We start from the raw sequence: 17,081 nt of genomic DNA on the forward strand, positions 1-17,081 counted from the left end.
CGTTTTCGCAAGCGCGGCCAGAACCCCGGACCCTAGGCCGGACAGGCCCGCGCTCCCTCTTTTTTCCTGTGCGGGCAAGGTGTTACTGTTGTCTGACGATTCGTTGTCAAAAATAGCCAAGGACCCGGACACACGCCTGATGCGTCGCCTCTCCTTCCTGATCCTCGGCCTGGCCGTGAGCCTGCCCAGCTTCGCCGCGATTACCCAGAGCCATGGTTATGCCCAATTCGGCACGCTCAAGTATCCGGCCAATTTCCAGCACTTCGACTGGACCAATCCCGACGCCCCCAAAGGCGGCACCTTGCGCCTGATGGCCTCGGGCAGCTTCGACACGCTCAACCCCTACACCCTGAAAGGCACCAGCCCGATCGGCACCGGCGATTTCCTCCAGTACGGAGTCAACGAGCTGAACGAACCATTGATGGTGGGCACCGGCCTGTACGACCCGTCCGGCGACGAACCAGCCTCCAGCTATGGCCTGATCGCGAAGAGCGTGGAATACGCGGAAAACCGCAGCTGGGTGGTATTCAACCTGCGGCCGGAAGCGCGCTTCCACGACGGCAGGCCGATCACCGCCAGCGACGTGGCCTTTTCCTATCGCACCCTGGTCAAGCAGGGGCACCCGATGTACCGCACCTACCTGCAGGAGGTGAAGCGGGTCGATATCCTCACCCCCCACCGGGTGCGTTTCGTCCTGCGGCGCTCCGGCAACCCGCTGCTGATCCTGCGCCTGGGCGAGCTTCCGGTGCTGCCGCAGCATTACTGGAAGGATCGCGACTTCCGCGCCACCACCTTCACCGCGCCGCTGGGCAGCGGTCCCTATCGCATCGTCGAGGTCGATCCCGGGCGCCGCCTGGTGTTCGAACGCGTGAAGGGCTGGTGGGGCGAAAAACTGCCGGTGAACCGCGGCAAATACAATTTCGACCGGGTCGTGGTGGACTTCTACCGGGACAACGGCGTCGCCTTCGAAGCCTTCAAGGCCGGCGAGTTCGACTTCTACATCGAGCACCAGGCGAAGAACTGGCTGAACAACTATCGCTTCCCCGCGGTTCTGCGCGGCGATGTGATCCGCACGGAAATCCCGCACCAGATCCCCAGCCAGACCCAGGCGTTGTTCATGAACACCCGTCGCGCCGTGTTCAAGGAGCGCGCGCTACGCCAGGCGCTGGGCGAGATGTTCGACTTCGAATGGACCAATCGCGCCCTCTTCAGCAATTCCTACCTGCGCTCGCGCAGCTACTACCCGAACAGCGAATTCGCCGCCAGCGGCGTCCCGGAGGGCCAGGAATGGCTGTACCTGTCGCCGTACCGCAAGCAATTGCCGGCGCAGTTGTTCAAACAGCCGTTCAGCCTGCCGACCACCGAGGGGCGCGGCATTCCCCGTGAAACCCTCAGGCATGCGCTCGGTCTACTGGCCGATGCCGGCTGGAAGCTGTCCGGCGACCGACTGCTGAATAAAAAGGGCGAACCGCTGCGCTTCGAAATCCTGCTGGTCAATCCGAGCCTGGAGCGTATTCTCCAGCCCTATCGCGAAAACCTCGCCAGCATCGGCATCGACGCGCGCCTGCGCACCGTCGACCGCGCCCAATACAAGCAGCGCCTGGACCAGTTCGACTACGACATGATCCTCATGACCCTGCCGCAGACCCTCAGTCCCGGCCTGGAACAGTGGCAGTACTTCCACTCCAGCCAGGTGAAGGTCAAGGGCAGCAAGAATTACGCGGGCATCGCCAACCCGGTGGTCGACGCCATGCTCAACCGCCTGCTAGGCGCCCACAGCCGCGACGAACAGGTCGCCGCCGCGCGCGCCCTGGACCGGACCTTGCTCTGGCAGTACTACAGCATTCCCAACTGGTACCTCAATTCGCACCGTCTGGCGTACCGCAACCGCTTCGCCTTCGTCGCCACCCCGCCCTACACCCTGGGCCTGCGCGCGTGGTGGCAGAAAAACCTGGAGACGTCCCGATGATCCGTCCCCGCTTCACCCCTCTGCTGGCAGCCCTGCTGCTCGGCTGCTGCGGCCCGCTCCTCGCCGCCCCGAAACATGCACTGACGCTCTACGATGAGCCTCCGAAGTATCCCGCCGATTTCAAGCATTTCGACTACGTGAATCCGGATGCGCCAAAAGGCGGCATCCTCCGCCAGGCCGACTTCGGCGGCTTCGACAGCCTCAACCCGTTCATCGGCAAGGGCGTCTCGGCCCCTTCGCTGGGCCTGATCTACGACACCCTGGCCTTCCAGTCGCAGGACGAGCCGTTCACCGAATACGGCCTGCTCGCGGAGAAGATCGAGAAGGCACCGGACAACAGCTACGTGCGCTTCTACCTGCGCCCCCAGGCCCGTTTCAGCGATGGCACGCCGGTCACCGCCGAAGACGTGGTGTTCACCTTCGAGACGCTGGTGAGCAAGGGCGACCCGATGTACCGCAACTACTATGCGGACGTCGACAAGGTGGTCGCCGAGGACAAGCTTCGCGTGCGCTTCGACTTCAAGCACGCCGGCAACCGCGAACTGCCGCTGATCCTCGGGCAGATCGCGATCCTGCCGAAACACTGGTGGGCCGACCGCGACTTTTCCAAGACCGGCATGGAAATCCCGGTAGGCAGCGGTCCCTACCGCATCGCCAAGGTCGATCCGGGACGCTCCATCAGCTACGAGCGAGTCAAGGACTGGTGGGCCAAGGACCTTCCGGTCTCCCGCGGACTCTATAACTTCGACACCATCACCATCGACTCCTATCGCGACATGTCGGTCGCCCTGGAAGCCTTCAAGGCCGGCCAGTACGACGTCAACCTCGAATATTCGGCGAAGGACTGGGCCACCGGCTACGAGTCGCCGGCATTGCGCGACGGGCGCTTCATCAAGGCCAGCATCCACAACCACAACCCGGTGGGGATGCAGGGCTTCGCCTTCAATATCCGCCGCCCGGTGTTCCAGGACCGCCGGGTACGCCAGGCGATCAGCCTGCTGTTCGACTTCGAATGGTCGAACAAGCAGCTGTTCTTCAGCTCCTACAAGCGCACCAACAGCTATTTCGAGAACTCGGAGATGGCCGCCCACCAGTTGCCCAGCGAAGCCGAGCTGAAGATCCTCGAACCGCTGCGCGGCAAGATTCCCGACGAGGCCTTCGACCAGGTCTTCCAGAATCCGGTCAATGACGGCAGCGGGGTGATCCGCGAGCAGCGGCGCAAGGCCTACCAGTTGCTCACCGAGGCCGGCTACAGGATCGAGAACAACCGCATGGTAGGTCCCGACGGCCAACCACTGAGCTTCGAATTCATGCTGTTCCAGGCCAACATGGAACGGGTCATCCTGCCGTTCAAGCGCAACCTGGCCGAACTTGGCATCGACATGCAGATCCGTCGCGTCGACGTCTCGCAGTTCGTCAACCGCCTGCGCTCGCGGGATTTCGACATGACCTCGGCGACCTGGCCGCAATCCAACTCGCCAGGCAACGAACAGCGAGAGTTCTGGCATTCCAGCAGCGCCGACAAGGCCGGCAGCCGCAACTTCATCGGCCTCAAGGACCCGGCCATCGACAGCCTGGTGGAGAGCCTGATCCAGTCCGACTCGCGGCAAAGCCTGATCGACCATACCCGCGCCCTCGACCGCGTACTGTCGTGGGGCTACTACGTGGTTCCCAACTACTACGTCGATACCTGGCGGGTCGCCTACTGGAACCGTTTCGGCCGGCCGAAGGTGACGCCACTCTACGACTGGGGCCTGATGACCTGGTGGCAAACCAGCGACAAGGCGCTGCCGAGCAAGGCGCAAGCCGAAGCCGCGCAAGACGCCGAGCCGGAACGGGAGTAACGCCGCATGCTCTCCTATATCCTGCGGCGCCTGCTGCTGATCGTCCCTACCCTGTTCGGCATCCTGCTGATCAACTTCATCATCATCCAGGCCGCTCCCGGCGGTCCGGTGGAGCAGATGATCGCCAAGCTGGAAGGCTTCGACGCCGCTTCCGGCGGCGCCACCGGACGCATCTCCGGCGGCGGCGGCGAAGTCGCCGTGGCCGGCTCGCAATACCGCGGCGCGCAAGGCCTGGACCCGGAGCTAGTGAAAGAGATCGAGCGCATGTACGGCTTCGACAAGTCGGCCCCCGAGCGCTTCATGATCATGCTGAAGAACTACCTGCACCTGGACTTCGGGCAGAGTTTCTTCCGCGACGCCAAGGTCACCGACCTGATCATCGAGAAATTGCCGGTGTCGATCTCGCTCGGACTCTGGAGCACGCTGATCATGTACCTGGTGTCGATCCCGCTGGGGATCGCCAAGGCGGTCCGCCATGGCAGCGTCTTCGACATCTGGACCAGCTCGGCGATCATCGTCGGCTACGCCATTCCCGCCTTCCTCTTCGCCATCCTGCTGGTGGTGCTGTTCGCCGGCGGCAGCTACTGGGACTGGTTCCCCCTGCGCGGCCTGACCTCGAACAACTTCGACCAGCTCAGCCTCGGCGGCAAGGTACTCGACTATTTCTGGCACCTGGCCTTGCCGGTAACCGCCCTGGTGATCGGCAACTTCGCCACCATCACGCTGCTGACCAAGAACAGCTTCCTCGACGAGATCGGCAAGCAATACGTGGTCACCGCCCGCGCCAAGGGCCTGACCGAACGCAGCGTGCTCTACGGGCACGTATTCCGCAACGCCATGCTGCTGGTGATTGCCGGCCTGCCGGCTGCGCTGCTGGGGATCTTCTTCACCGGTTCGCTGTTGATCGAGGTGATCTTCTCCCTCGACGGCCTCGGCCTGCTCAGCTTCGAAGCGGCGATGAACCGCGACTACCCGGTGGTCTTCGGCACGCTGTTCATCTTCACCCTGTTCGGGCTGGTCATGAAGCTGATCAGCGATATCGTCTACACCCTGGTCGATCCGCGCATCGACTTCGAGAACCGGGAGTAATCCGATGCGCCTGTCTCCCATCAACCAGCGCCGCTGGGCCCGCTTCAAGAGCAACAAGCGTGGCTGGTGGTCGCTCTGGCTGTTCCTCATCCTGTTCGTCGGCAGCCTCGGCGCCGAACTGATCGCCAACGACAAACCGCTGGTCGTGCATTACGACGGCGGCTGGTATTTCCCGGTCTTCAAACGCTACCCGGAAACCACCTTCGGCGGCGAATTCCCCCTGGAAGCCAACTACAAGAGCCCCTACATCAGCCAACTGATCGCCGAGAAGGACGGCTGGGTGCTTTGGCCGCCGATCCCCTACAGCTACGACACCATCAACTACGAGCTGAAGGTTCCCGCCCCCGCCCCGCCGTCGGCGGAAAACTGGCTGGGCACCGACGACCAGGCCCGCGACGTGCTCGCCCGGGTGATCTACGGCTTCCGCGTGTCGATCCTCTTCGCCCTGACCCTGACCGTGCTCAGTTCTCTGATCGGCGTCACCGTCGGCGCCCTGCAAGGCTACTACGGCGGCTGGGTCGACCTGCTCGGCCAGCGTTTCCTGGAAGTCTGGTCGGGGCTGCCGGTGCTCTACCTGCTGATCATCCTGGCCAGCTTCGTCCAGCCGAACTTCTGGTGGCTGCTGGGCATCATGCTGCTGTTTTCCTGGATGAGCCTGGTGGACGTGGTCCGCGCCGAGTTCCTCCGCGGGCGTAACCTGGAATACGTCCGCGCCGCCCGGGCCCTCGGCATGCGCAACAGCGCCATCATGTTCCGTCACATCCTGCCGAACGCGATGATCTCGACCCTGACCTTCATGCCGTTCATCCTCACCGGCGCCATCGGCACCCTCACCTCCCTGGACTTCCTCGGCTTCGGCCTGCCGCCCGGCGCGCCGTCGCTGGGCGAGCTGGTCGCCCAGGGCAAGTCCAACCTCCAGGCGCCCTGGCTGGGCATTTCCGCCTTCGTGGTGCTGGCGGTCATGCTGAGCCTGCTGGTGTTCATCGGCGAAGCCGCCCGCGACGCTTTCGACCCGAGGAAATGAGATGAGCGAGAACATTCTGGAAATCCGCGACCTCGCCGTCGAATTCCTCTCCGGCGAGCAACGCCAGCGGGTGGTCGAAGGCGTCAGCTTCGACATCCGCCAGGGCGAGACCCTGGCCCTGGTCGGCGAAAGCGGCTCGGGCAAGTCGGTGACCGCCCACTCGATCCTGCGCCTGCTGCCCTACTCCGTCGCCAGCCACCCAGCAGGCAGCATCCACTACCAGGGCGAGGATCTGCTCAAGCTCCCGGAACGGCGCCTGCGCGGGATCCGCGGCAACCGCATCGCCATGGTCTTCCAGGAACCCATGACCTCGCTCAATCCGCTGCATACCATCGAGAAGCAGCTCGCCGAGGTCCTCGCCCTGCACAAAGGCCTGGGTGGCGCCAAGGCCAGCGCGAGAATTCTCGAACTGCTCGAGCTGGTCGGCATCCCCGAGCCAGCCAAGCGCCTGAAAGCCTATCCACACGAACTCTCCGGCGGCCAGCGGCAGCGGGTGATGATCGCCATGGCCCTGGCCTGCGAGCCGCAACTGCTGATCGCCGACGAACCGACCACCGCGCTCGACGTCACCGTCCAGTTGAAGATCCTCGATCTGCTCAAGGACCTGCAGGCACGCCTGGGCATGTCCCTGCTGCTGATCACCCACGACCTCAACCTGGTCCGGCGCATCGCCCACCGCGTCTGCGTCATGCAACAAGGGCGGATCGTCGAGCAGGCTTCCTGCCAGGAACTCTTCGCAGCCCCGCGACACCCCTATACCCGCGAGCTGCTCAACGCCGAGCCCAGCGGTGCGCCGGCAAGCAACCCGCCCGGTGAAACCCTGTTGGCGGTGGACGACCTGCGGGTCTGGTTCCCGATCCGCAAAGGCGTGTTCCGCCGCACCGTGGACCACGTCAAGGCGGTCGACGGGGTCAATTTCGAACTACCCCGCGGGCAGACGCTGGGCATCGTTGGCGAAAGCGGCTCGGGCAAGTCGACCCTTGGCCTGGCGATCCTGCGGCTGCTGGAAAGCCAGGGCGGCATCCGCTTCGAAGGCACCCGGCTGGACGGTCTCGCGCAACATGACGTGCGCCCGCTGCGCCGCGAGATGCAGGTGGTGTTCCAGGACCCGTATGGCAGCCTCAGCCCACGCATGTGTGTCGGCGAGATCGTCGGCGAAGGCCTGCGCATCCATAGGATCGGCAGCGAGGCCGAACAGGAGCAGGCGATCATCGACGCGCTGGTGGAGGTCGGGCTCGATCCGCAGACCCGCTACCGTTACCCCCACGAATTCTCCGGCGGCCAGCGCCAGCGCATCGCCATCGCCCGGGCACTGGTGCTGAAACCGGCACTGATCCTGCTCGACGAACCGACCTCGGCGCTCGACCGCACCGTGCAGCGCCAGGTCGTGGAATTGCTGCGGCAACTGCAGGGCAAGTACAACCTCACCTACCTGTTCATCAGCCACGACCTAGCGGTGGTCAAGGCGCTCAGCCACCAGCTGATGGTGGTTCGACATGGCAAGGTGGTGGAACAGGGCAGCGCCGAAGCGGTTTTCGCCTCGCCGCAACATCCCTATACGCAGCAATTGCTGGAGGCTGCCTTCATGGCCCCGGCAAGCGCGGAAAACTGAGTAGCAGACAAGGAACGGACCATGGGATTTCTCACAGGAAAACGCGCCCTGATCGTCGGAGTCGCCAGCAAGCTCTCCATCGCTTCCGGCATCGCCGCCGCCATGCACCGGGAAGGCGCCGAACTGGCCTTCACCTACCAGAACGACAAGCTCAGGGGCCGGGTGGAGGAGTTCGCCAGTGGCTGGGGCTCGCGGCCGGAGCTGTGCTTCCCCTGTGACGTGGCCGACGACAGCCAGATCGAAGCGGTGTTCGCCGCCCTGGGCAAGCACTGGGACGGCCTGGACATCATCGTCCACTCCGTCGGATTCGCTCCAGGCGATCAGCTCGACGGCGACTTCACCGCGGTGACCACCCGCGAGGGCTTCCGCATCGCCCACGACATCAGCGCCTACAGCTTCATCGCCCTGGCCAAGGCCGGACGGGAAATGATGAAGGGCCGCAACGGCAGCCTGCTGACCCTCTCCTACCTGGGCGCCGAACGGACCATGCCGAACTACAACGTAATGGGCATGGCCAAGGCCAGCCTGGAGGCCGGGGTCCGCTACCTGGCCGGCAGCCTGGGCGCGGAAGGCACCCGGGTCAATGCGGTTTCCGCCGGGCCGATCCGAACGCTCGCCGCCTCCGGGATCAAGAGTTTCCGCAAGATGCTGGCCGCCAACGAGCGGCAGACGCCGCTGCGGCGCAACGTCACCATCGAGGAAGTCGGCAATGCCGGCGCCTTCCTCTGTTCAGACCTGGCCAGCGGTATCAGTGGCGAGATCCTCTACGTCGATGGCGGCTTCAACACTACCGCCATGGGCCCGCTGGACGACGACTGATCACCCCGCCCATGAAAAATGGCCGCTTCGAGCGGCCATTTTTCATGGGAGGAATAAAGAAAAGGCCGCGTAAGCGGCCTTTTCTCTGCATCTCGGTCTCAGTATTTCTCGACTTCCGCCTTGTCCTGCAACTGACGGCGGAAGGCGGCGAAGTCTGCCTGTCCGCTGCGCGAAGCCAGGAAGCGGCGGTACATGGCCTTCTCGTCGTCGGAGATAGCCTCCTCCGGCTCGCTGACGCCATTCAGGCGGATCACCACGTAATCGCCATTGGCCAGGGTCACGCCAGAGAACGAAGGTTTGTCCTTGGCCTCCGGACGCTGCATGCGGAACACCGCCTGGAGCAGTTTCGGATCGACGCCTTCCTGGCCGCGGGAGGCCGCCTCGACCACTTTCCACGACTCACCCGCTGCGGAAGAGGTACGGCCTTCACGCAGCTCTGCGATCAGGGCCTCGCCACGCTTCTGCGCCTCCTCGGCGGCCTTTTCGGCGGCCAGGCGCTCGCGGATGTTCGCCGCGACCTGCTCCAGCGGTTGCTCCTTCGGCTTGTTGTGTTCCTTGACCCGCAGCACCACCACGGTGTCCGGATCCAGCTCGATGGCGCCACTGTTGGCCGCTTCTTCCAGCACCTCGGCGCTGAACGCGGTCTGCACGATCTGGCGGTTGGCAGCGATGCCGTCGCCCCCCGAACGTCCGAACGGCTGGCTGGTCTGGACCTTCAGGCCCATTTCCTGCGCCGGCTGGCTCAGGTCGGCGGCTTCGTAGGCGGAGCTTTCCAGGTCCTTGGTAGCCTCGACGAAGCGCTGCTCGACCATCTGTTTCTTCAGTTCGTCCTCGAGCTTCGGCTTGAGGCTTTCCAGGCTCGGTACTTCCGGCGCCTGCACGCCCAGCAGCTTGATCAGGTGGTAGCCGTACGGAGTCTTCACCGGGGCGGATACCTCACCTTGCTTCAGCGCATACAGCGCCTCCTCGAACGCGGGGTCGTACACGCCGCGACCGGCGTAGCCCAGGTCGCCGCCGGTGGCGGCCGAGCCGATATCCTGGGAGAACTCCTTGGCCAGCGCGGCGAAATCCTCGCCCTTGGCCAGGCGAGCCTTGATCTCGTCGATCTTCGCCTTGGCCTGCTCGTCGCCGACCTTGTCGTTCACCTCGATCAGGATGTGTGCGGCATCGCGCTGCTCGGAAAGGTTGGCGATTTCCTTCTGGTACAGCGCCTCGAGGTCTTCCTGCTTCACCTTGACCTGGTCGAAGAAGGAGGACTTCTTCAGCTCCACGTATTCGACGACCACCTGCTCGGGAGTCATGAACTCGCTCTTGTGGCCTTCGTAGAAGGCCTTCACCTCGTCGTCGCTCACGCTGCTCTTGGAGGCGTCGGCCTTGATCGCCAGGGTGGCGAAGTCGCGGGTCTGCTTCTCGAGGCGAGCGAAGGACTGCAATTCGTTGTCGGTGACGAAACCGGTGCCCGCCAGGCCGGCGCGAAGCTGGCCGATGAGCATTTCCTGGCCGAGCATCTGGCGGAACTGCATGCGGCTGTAGTTCATCTGGCGGATGACCTGGTCGAAGCGATCCGCGTTGAACTTGCCGTCGACCTGGAACTCGGGAGTTTGCAGGATCAACTGGTCCAGCGCCTGGTCGGAGAAGGCGAACTTGTCGTCCTTGGCGGCCTGGAGCAGCAGGGTACGCTCGATCAGCCCCTTCAGGGCCGCTTCCTTGAGCAGCTTGTCATCCAGCATGGATGGATCGAAATCCTTGCCCAGGCGTTGCAGCAGCTGGCGACGCTGCATGTCCACGGCCTGTTGGACTTCATTGAGACTGATATCATCGCCGTTGACCTTGGCGGCCACGTTGGAGTGGTCGGTGGCCCGGATGATCGCGTCGAAGCCGGTCAGCGACAGGAGAACGATGATCACGCCAATGATGGTCTTGGCGATCCAGCCCTGGGAATTATCCCTGATGTTCTGCAGCATGCAGCCCCCAAAAACTGCCACGACCAGCCGTCTTGGGCGGCGCGGCGTGGGTAAGAGATGCGGATATAAGAAAGGCGCATCCGAGGATGCGCCTTCTCGTAACTGGCGGAGCGGACGGGACTCGAACCCGCGACCCCCGGCGTGACAGGCCGGTATTCTAACCGACTGAACTACCGCTCCGCAGCCAGGCCAGCCTTGGCCGACCTGGGTAGATCGAGTCCAAAAAGACGCTTAGTTGACAGCATCCTTCAGGGCTTTACCGGCTTTGAAGCCCGGGATCTTGGCAGCGGCGATCTTGATCGGCTTGCCAGTTTGCGGGTTGCGACCGGTGCGAGCAGCGCGCTCTTTGACAGCGAAGGTGCCGAAACCAACCAGCACGACGGAGTCACCAGCCTTCAGGGCGCCAGTGACGGACTCGATCACTGCGTCCAGTGCGCGACCGGCAACAGCTTTCGGGATATCAGCAGATGCGGCAATTGCATCGATCAGTTCCGACTTGTTCACTCTAAGTCCCCTTATTTCTGTTGAGTATGTTTCTATGTGTTAGGTGTAAGGAAATTCTGCGCTGGTAGGCCAACTGACTCAGCAAGTGCCGCTTTATAACAAGGGCCCAAAAACAGTGTCAAGAATACCTACCGACTAATGCGTGCTAATTCGCTCCTTGGAATCAGGCTCGCGTTTTTCATCCTTTGCAACCATCTCCGGAGCCGCATCGGGCAAGGGCTCCGGGGCGTATTGCAGCGCAATTTGCAGGACTTCGTCAATCCATTTAACCGGTTTAATAACCAGATCACTCTTAATATTGTCCGGAATTTCCTTCAGGTCGCGAACATTTTCCTCGGGAATGATCACCGTCTTGATCCCGCCGCGGTGCGCCGCCAAAAGTTTTTCTTTCAGCCCGCCGATCGCCAGCACCTGCCCACGCAGGGTGATCTCCCCGGTCATTGCCACGTCGGCGCGCACCGGGATCTGCGTGATCGCCGAAACCAGCGCCGTGCACATGCCGATGCCTGCGCTCGGGCCATCCTTCGGCGTAGCGCCTTCCGGAACGTGGATATGGATGTCACGCTTCTCGTGGAAGTCCGCCGCGATTCCTAGGCTCTGGGCGCGGCTGCGCACCACGGTCAACGCCGCGGTGATCGATTCCGCCATCACGTCGCCCAGCGATCCGGTCTTGGTCAACTGGCCCTTGCCGGGTACCACGGCCGCCTCGATGGTAAGCAGCTCGCCGCCGACCTGGGTCCAGGCCAGCCCGGTCACCTGGCCGATCTGGTCCTGCTGTTCGGCGAGGCCATAACGGAACTTGCGCACGCCGAGGTAGTTCTCCAGCGTCTCGCTGGACACCACCGCCTGGATACGCTTGAGCTTGGCATGCTCCTTCACCGCCTTGCGGCAGACCTTGGCGATCTGCCGCTCGAGGCTGCGCACCCCGGCTTCGCGGGTGTAGTAGCGAATGATGTCGCGCAGGGCGCCTTCCTCGAAGGTCAGCTCGCCCTTCTTCAGGCCGTTGGCCTGGACCTGCTTCGGAATCAGGTACTTGGCGGCGATATTGACCTTCTCGTCCTCGGTGTAGCCCGGCAGGCGGATGACTTCCATCCGATCCAGCAGGGGCGCCGGGATGTTCATCGAGTTCGCGGTGCAGAGGAACATCACGTCGGACAGGTCGTAGTCGACTTCCAAGTAGTGATCGTTGAAGTTGTGGTTCTGCTCCGGGTCGAGCACCTCGAGCAGCGCCGAGGCGGGATCCCCGCGCATGTCGCTGCCCATCTTGTCGATTTCGTCGAGGAGGAACAGCGGGTTGCGCACGCCGACCTTGGTCATCTTCTGGATCAGGCGGCCCGGCATGGAGCCGATATAGGTACGACGGTGACCGCGGATCTCGGCCTCGTCACGCACGCCGCCGAGCGCCATGCGCACGAACTTGCGATTGGTGGCGCGAGCGATGGATTCGGCCAGGGAGGTCTTGCCCACGCCGGGCGGTCCCACCAGGCAAAGGACCGGGCCCTTGAGCTTCTTCACCCGCTTTTGCACGGCGAGATACTCGAGAATGCGCTCCTTGACCTCTTCCAGGCCATAATGGTCGGCATCGAGGATGTCTTCCGCCTTGGCGAGATCATGGCGCACCTTGCTCTCGGCCTTCCACGGCACGTTCAGCAGCCAGTCTATGTAGGAACGCACCACGGTGGCTTCCGCCGACATCGGCGACATCTGCTTGAGCTTGTTCAGCTCGGCAGTGGCCTTGGTGTGCGCCTCCTTGGTCAGGCCGGCGGCGTCGATGCGCTTCTTCAGCTCCTCGACTTCGTTGTGCCCTTCGTCGATATCGCCGAGTTCCTTCTGAATGGCCTTCATCTGCTCATTCAGGTAGTACTCGCGCTGGCTGCGCTCCATCTGCTTCTTGACCCGGCCGCGGATGCGCTTTTCCACCTGCAGCAGGTCGATCTCGGCATCCAGCAGCGCCAGGACATGCTCAACCCGCGACGACAGGTCGGTGATCTCCAGGATGTCCTGCTTCTGCTCGATCTTCAGCGCCATGTGCGCGGCCATGGTATCGACCAGCCTGCTCGGCTCGTCGATGCTGTTCAGCGAAGAAAGCACCTCGGCGGGGACTTTCTTGCCCAACTGGACGTATTGCTCGAACTGGCTCAGCAGGCTGCGAGTGAAGACCTCGGCCTCGCGCTCGCCGACATTGGCGTCGTCGATGGCCTGGACCGCGGCACGAATGTGCCCTTCCTCCTCGATGAAGCGCTCGACCTGGCCGCGCTGCTCGCCTTCGACCAGCACCTTGACGGTGCCATCCGGCAGCTTGAGCAACTGCAGCACGGTAGCGACCGTACCCATGCGGTACAGGCCATCTTCGCCCGGATCATCGTCCGCGGGGTTTTTCTGCGCCAGCAGGAGGATTTGCTTGTCGCCGGTCATCGCTGCCTCCAGGGCCTCGATGGACTTTTCCCGACCGACGAACAACGGGATGACCATGTGCGGGTACACCACCACGTCACGTAGCGGCAGCAAGGGCAATTCGACGAGTGTTTTCATAATGTCGGCTCTACAGCGGCACTTGGCCACGAAACAGATAGGAAGACCTTTCAGCCTAAGATGGGGTTAGGCCCGGGAAAAAACAAGCGTGCCAGTCGGAAAAGAAAAGGGGCCCGAAGGCCCCTGCTCTTTCATGCCTCAGGCGCAGCCTTGGCTGGCTTTTCGCTGTTCTCGTAGATCATCAGGGGTTGCGACGAGCCATCGATGACACTCTCATCGATGACCACCTTGCTGACATCCTGCTGGGAGGGAATCTCGTACATGGTATCGAGAAGGATACCTTCGAGAATTGAACGCAAGCCACGTGCACCGGTCTTGCGTTCGAGCGCCTTGCGGGCAACCGCCTTGAGTGCGTCCGGACGGAATTCGAGATCGACGCCTTCCATTTCGAACAGCTTGGCGTACTGCTTGGTGAGAGCGTTCTTCGGCTCGGTCAGGATCTGCATGAGCGCAGCCTCGTCGAGCTCATCAAGAGTCGCGATCACCGGCAAACGCCCTACAAACTCGGGAATAAGACCGAACTTGACGAGATCTTCCGGTTCGACTTCCTTGAACGCCTCGCCGACCTTCTTGCCCATCTCCTGACTGCGCACTTCGGCATTGAAACCGATGCCGCCGCGCGCGGAACGGTTCTGGATGACCCGCTCCAGACCGGCGAAAGCGCCGCCGCAGATGAACAGGATGTTGCGCGTATCGACCTGCAGGAACTCCTGCTGCGGATGCTTGCGACCGCCCTGCGGCGGTACCGAGGCAACGGTGCCCTCGATGAGCTTCAGCAGGGCCTGCTGCACACCCTCGCCGGAAACGTCGCGAGTGATGGAGGGGTTGTCCGATTTCCGGGAAATCTTGTCGATCTCGTCGATGTAGACGATGCCCATCTGGGCCTTCTCCACATCGTAATCGCACTTCTGCAAGAGTTTCTGGATGATGTTCTCGACATCCTCGCCCACGTAGCCCGCTTCCGTCAGCGTGGTCGCATCGGCGATGGTGAACGGCACGTTCAGCAGACGTGCGAGGGTCTCGGCCAGCAGGGTCTTGCCCGAGCCGGTTGGGCCGATCATCAGAATGTTGCTCTTGCCGAGCTCGATATCGTCCTTCTTGTCACGCTGGTTGAGGCGCTTGTAGTGGTTGTATACCGCTACCGCCAGAACCTTCTTGGCCCGCTCCTGCCCGATCACGTACTGATCGAGGATGGTGCGGATCTCTTTCGGCGCCGGAAGTTTGTGCCCACTACTTTCCGCCTGCGCTTCCTGCACCTCCTCGCGGATGATGTCATTGCACAGGTCGACACACTCGTCGCAGATAAAGACCGAGGGGCCGGCAATCAACTTGCGCACTTCGTGCTGGCTCTTGCCGCAGAAGGAGCAATACAGCAGCTTGCCGTTGTCCTCGCCGTTGCGGGTATCAGTCATTCGATCGATCCAATGGGTAGCTTCAAACACAAGATGAAGGCAATTGTGGGCATTTTCAAGCCCACGAGGCGGCCGAATGTCTCGACCGCCAGTATTGCGGAGCCTTAGACGGCCAGGTCGCGCTGGGTCATGACCTTGTCGATCAGGCCATACTTGACGGCTTCGTCACCGCTCATGAAGCGGTCACGATCGGTATCGCGGGCAATGACGTCCAGGGGCTGGCCGGTGTGGTGCGCCAGGATCTGGTTCAGACGCTCCTTGATGAAGAGGATTTCCTTGGCATGGATCTCGATATCCGAGGCCTGGCCCTGGAAACCGCCCAGCGGCTGGTGGATCATCATCCGCGAATGCGGCAGGCAGTAGCGCTTGCCGGCGGCACCGCCCGCAAGCAGCAGGGCACCCATGCTGCACGCCTGACCGATACAGGTGGTCGAGACGTTGGGCTTGATGAACTGCATGGTGTCGTAGATGGACATCCCGGCAGTCACCGAGCCACCCGGCGAGTTGATGTAGAGATGAATGTCCTTCTCGGGATTTTCAGCCTCCAGGAACAGCAACTGGGCAACCACCAGGTTGGCCATGTAGTCCTCGACCTGGCCGACCAGGAAGATGATCCGCTCCTTCAGCAGGCGCGAATAGATGTCGTAGGCGCGCTCGCCGCGGGCGGACTGCTCCACCACCATGGGCACCAGGCCACCGGCGGCCTGGATATCGGGAACGTGCGGAATAAAAGAGTTGCGAGACATGTCTTGCGATCACTCCCTAACAGATAGTGAAGCCTCAAAGACGCACAAGCCAGCACTAAGGCTGGCTTGTGGGATTCGAACGAGAGGAACGAATCAGGCCGCTTGCGGAGCTTCGGCCGGCTTGACCGCTTCTTCGTAGGATACCTGCTTATCGGTCACAGTGGCCTTTTGCAGGACAGTATCTACGACTTGTTCTTCCAGTACAACAGAACGGACTTCGTTCAGCTGGGGCTCGTTCTTGAAGTACCAGGCGACGACCTGCTCGGGCTCCTGGTAGGCCGAGGCCATTTCCTCGATCATTTCGCGAACGCGACCTTCGTCGGCCTTCAGCTCGTGCTGCTTGACCACTTCGGCGACGATCAGGCCCAGCACCACACGGCGCTTGGCCTGCTCTTCGAACAGCTCGGCCGGCAGTTGGTCAGGCTTGATGTTGCCACCGAACTGCTGGACGGCCTGCACGCGCAGACGGTTCACTTCGTTGCCGATCAGGGCCTTGGGCACTTCGATCGGGTTGGCCTGCAGCAGACCTTCCATGACCTGGTTCTTGACCTTGGACTTGATCGCCTGGCGCAGCTCGCGCTCCATGTTCTTCTGCACTTCGGCGCGGAAGCCATCGAGACCGGTTTCCTTCACGCCGAACAGAGCGAAGAACTCTTCGTTCAGTTCCGGCAGCTTGGGCTCGGCTACGCTATTGACGGTAACGGTGAACTCGGCAGCCTTGTTGGCCAGGTCCAGGTTCTGGTAGTCCTCGGGGAAGGTCAGGTTGAGCACACGCTCTTCACCGGCCTTCGCCCCCACCAGCCCTTCTTCGAAGCCGGCGATCATGCGACCGGAGCCCAGTACCAGCAGGGTGCCCTTGGCGGAACCGCCGGCGAAGGCTTCGCCGTCGATCTTGCCGACGAAGTCGATGTTCAACTGGTCATCGTTCTGGGCGGCACGCTCGACCACTTCGAAACGGGTGTTCTGCTTGCGCAGGACATCGAGCATGTTGTCGACATCAGCATCGGAAACTTCGGCCTGCAGGCGCTCGACCTTGATGTCTTCCAGGCCGGAAACGGTAAATTCCGGGAAGACTTCGAAGGTTGCGATGTATTCCAGGTCCTTGCCTTTCTCGAAGGACTTGGGCTCTACCGACGGCGAACCGGCCGGATTCAGCTTCTGCTCGACCACGGCTTCGTAGAAGGTTTCCTGGATCAGATCGCCCATGGCTTCCTGGCGCGCGGAAGCTTCGTAGCGCTGACGAATGACACTCATCGGCACCTTGCCGGGGCGGAAACCTGGAATCTTGGCACGACGGGCGGTCTGCTGCAGACGCTTGTTGACTTCGGTCTCGATACGCTCGGCAGGCACACCAACGGTCATGCGGCGCTCAAGAGCGGAAGTGCTTTCAACAGAAACTTGCATGGATATTCCTCGTTGCACAGACGTAAGCCGGTCCTTCCGGCTCCCAGAATCAAGGGCATGCATTCTAGTAGAGGGAAAAGCAGAAGTCACCCCGCCAGGGTGCAGGCGGATCCCCGGGGTGTTTCCGGCCGCTTCCGCCGATCGCAGCCCGATCTCGAACGA

12 protein-coding genes and 1 tRNA gene are annotated in these 17,081 nt (G+C 62.4%); 6 read left to right on the plus strand and 7 right to left on the minus strand.

The annotated features are described in order from the left end of the window. Positions 1 to 139: 139 nt before the first annotated feature. Genes ACYAF3_RS27780 through fabI form a run of 6 tightly spaced genes read left to right on the plus strand, consistent with a single transcriptional unit; the run spans position 140 to position 8,357 of the window. Positions 140 to 1,969 carry an extracellular solute-binding protein gene (locus ACYAF3_RS27780; RefSeq protein ID WP_003113590.1) on the plus strand — a complete coding sequence of 610 codons (1,830 nt, stop codon included), beginning with the start codon at positions 140 to 142 and terminating at the stop codon, positions 1,967 to 1,969. Continuing rightward, positions 1,966 to 3,813, plus strand: coding sequence for an extracellular solute-binding protein (locus ACYAF3_RS27785; RefSeq protein WP_003087944.1), 1,848 nt, complete (start codon positions 1,966 to 1,968; stop codon positions 3,811 to 3,813). The genes ACYAF3_RS27780 and ACYAF3_RS27785 overlap by 4 nt, the downstream gene beginning before the upstream one ends. A 6-nt stretch (positions 3,814 to 3,819) precedes the next feature. Continuing rightward, a complete protein-coding gene (locus ACYAF3_RS27790; protein WP_016851749.1) occupies positions 3,820 to 4,902 on the plus strand; it encodes a microcin C ABC transporter permease YejB in 1,083 nt (360 codons plus the stop codon). Positions 4,903 to 4,906: 4 nt separating this feature from the next. Next, the gene (locus ACYAF3_RS27795) at positions 4,907 to 5,926 is read left to right on the plus strand and encodes an ABC transporter permease (protein WP_003087942.1); all 1,020 of its coding nucleotides are present in this window, start codon (positions 4,907 to 4,909) and stop codon (positions 5,924 to 5,926) included. Between the two features lies 1 nt (position 5,927). Next, the gene (locus ACYAF3_RS27800; RefSeq protein WP_003087940.1) at positions 5,928 to 7,538 is read left to right on the plus strand and encodes an ABC transporter ATP-binding protein; all 1,611 of its coding nucleotides are present in this window, start codon (positions 5,928 to 5,930) and stop codon (positions 7,536 to 7,538) included. 21 nt (positions 7,539 to 7,559) lie between these two features. Then, positions 7,560 to 8,357: an enoyl-ACP reductase FabI gene (gene fabI, locus ACYAF3_RS27805; protein WP_003087936.1), complete on the plus strand. Its 798-nt coding sequence runs from the start codon at positions 7,560 to 7,562 to the stop codon at positions 8,355 to 8,357. Positions 8,358 to 8,455: 98 nt separating this feature from the next. On the opposite strand, the gene ACYAF3_RS27810 is transcribed toward fabI, so the two are convergent. The 7 genes from ACYAF3_RS27810 to tig form a co-directional block, all read right to left on the minus strand. Beyond that, positions 8,456 to 10,321 (minus strand): SurA N-terminal domain-containing protein, encoded by a 1,866-nt coding sequence (locus tag ACYAF3_RS27810; protein ID WP_031756927.1) that lies wholly within the window; start codon positions 10,319 to 10,321, stop codon positions 8,456 to 8,458. A gap of 103 nt (positions 10,322 to 10,424) precedes the next feature. Further along, positions 10,425 to 10,501: transfer RNA gene (locus ACYAF3_RS27815), tRNA-Asp, on the minus strand. Between the two features lie 51 nt (positions 10,502 to 10,552). After that, positions 10,553 to 10,825, minus strand: coding sequence for a nucleoid-associated protein HU-beta (gene hupB / locus ACYAF3_RS27820; protein WP_003087931.1), 273 nt, complete (start codon positions 10,823 to 10,825; stop codon positions 10,553 to 10,555). A gap of 135 nt (positions 10,826 to 10,960) precedes the next feature. After that, positions 10,961 to 13,357 (minus strand): endopeptidase La, encoded by a 2,397-nt coding sequence (lon, locus tag ACYAF3_RS27825; protein ID WP_003087926.1) that lies wholly within the window; start codon positions 13,355 to 13,357, stop codon positions 10,961 to 10,963. A gap of 131 nt (positions 13,358 to 13,488) precedes the next feature. Further along, positions 13,489 to 14,769 carry an ATP-dependent Clp protease ATP-binding subunit ClpX gene (clpX, locus tag ACYAF3_RS27830; protein WP_003087924.1) on the minus strand — a complete coding sequence of 427 codons (1,281 nt, stop codon included), beginning with the start codon at positions 14,767 to 14,769 and terminating at the stop codon, positions 13,489 to 13,491. Positions 14,770 to 14,873: 104 nt separating this feature from the next. Further along, positions 14,874 to 15,515: an ATP-dependent Clp endopeptidase proteolytic subunit ClpP gene (gene clpP / locus ACYAF3_RS27835; protein WP_003098129.1), complete on the minus strand. Its 642-nt coding sequence runs from the start codon at positions 15,513 to 15,515 to the stop codon at positions 14,874 to 14,876. Positions 15,516 to 15,608: 93 nt separating this feature from the next. Beyond that, on the minus strand, positions 15,609 to 16,919 hold the full coding sequence (gene tig / locus ACYAF3_RS27840) for a trigger factor (RefSeq protein WP_003087920.1): 1,311 nt from the start codon (positions 16,917 to 16,919) through the stop codon (positions 15,609 to 15,611). Positions 16,920 to 17,081: the final 162 nt, after the last annotated feature.

Source organism: Pseudomonas sp. TZ252, from assembly GCF_056110345.1.

What these genes read in the sequence shown, in the direction of transcription:
- lon (WP_003087926.1), bottom strand. Translation starts at nt 13,357, where the DNA reads ATGAAAACACTCGTCGAATTGCCCTTGCTGCCGCTACGTGACGTGGTG.
- fabI (WP_003087936.1), top strand. Translation starts at nt 7,560, where the DNA reads ATGGGATTTCTCACAGGAAAACGCGCCCTGATCGTCGGAGTCGCCAGC.
- clpP (WP_003098129.1), bottom strand. Translation starts at nt 15,515, where the DNA reads ATGTCTCGCAACTCTTTTATTCCGCACGTTCCCGATATCCAGGCCGCC.
- ACYAF3_RS27810 (WP_031756927.1), bottom strand. Translation starts at nt 10,321, where the DNA reads ATGCTGCAGAACATCAGGGATAATTCCCAGGGCTGGATCGCCAAGACC.
- ACYAF3_RS27790 (WP_016851749.1), top strand. Translation starts at nt 3,820, where the DNA reads ATGCTCTCCTATATCCTGCGGCGCCTGCTGCTGATCGTCCCTACCCTG.
- ACYAF3_RS27800 (WP_003087940.1), top strand. Translation starts at nt 5,928, where the DNA reads ATGAGCGAGAACATTCTGGAAATCCGCGACCTCGCCGTCGAATTCCTC.
- clpX (WP_003087924.1), bottom strand. Translation starts at nt 14,769, where the DNA reads ATGACTGATACCCGCAACGGCGAGGACAACGGCAAGCTGCTGTATTGC.
- ACYAF3_RS27780 (WP_003113590.1), top strand. Translation starts at nt 140, where the DNA reads ATGCGTCGCCTCTCCTTCCTGATCCTCGGCCTGGCCGTGAGCCTGCCC.
- ACYAF3_RS27785 (WP_003087944.1), top strand. Translation starts at nt 1,966, where the DNA reads ATGATCCGTCCCCGCTTCACCCCTCTGCTGGCAGCCCTGCTGCTCGGC.
- ACYAF3_RS27795 (WP_003087942.1), top strand. Translation starts at nt 4,907, where the DNA reads ATGCGCCTGTCTCCCATCAACCAGCGCCGCTGGGCCCGCTTCAAGAGC.
- tig (WP_003087920.1), bottom strand. Translation starts at nt 16,919, where the DNA reads ATGCAAGTTTCTGTTGAAAGCACTTCCGCTCTTGAGCGCCGCATGACC.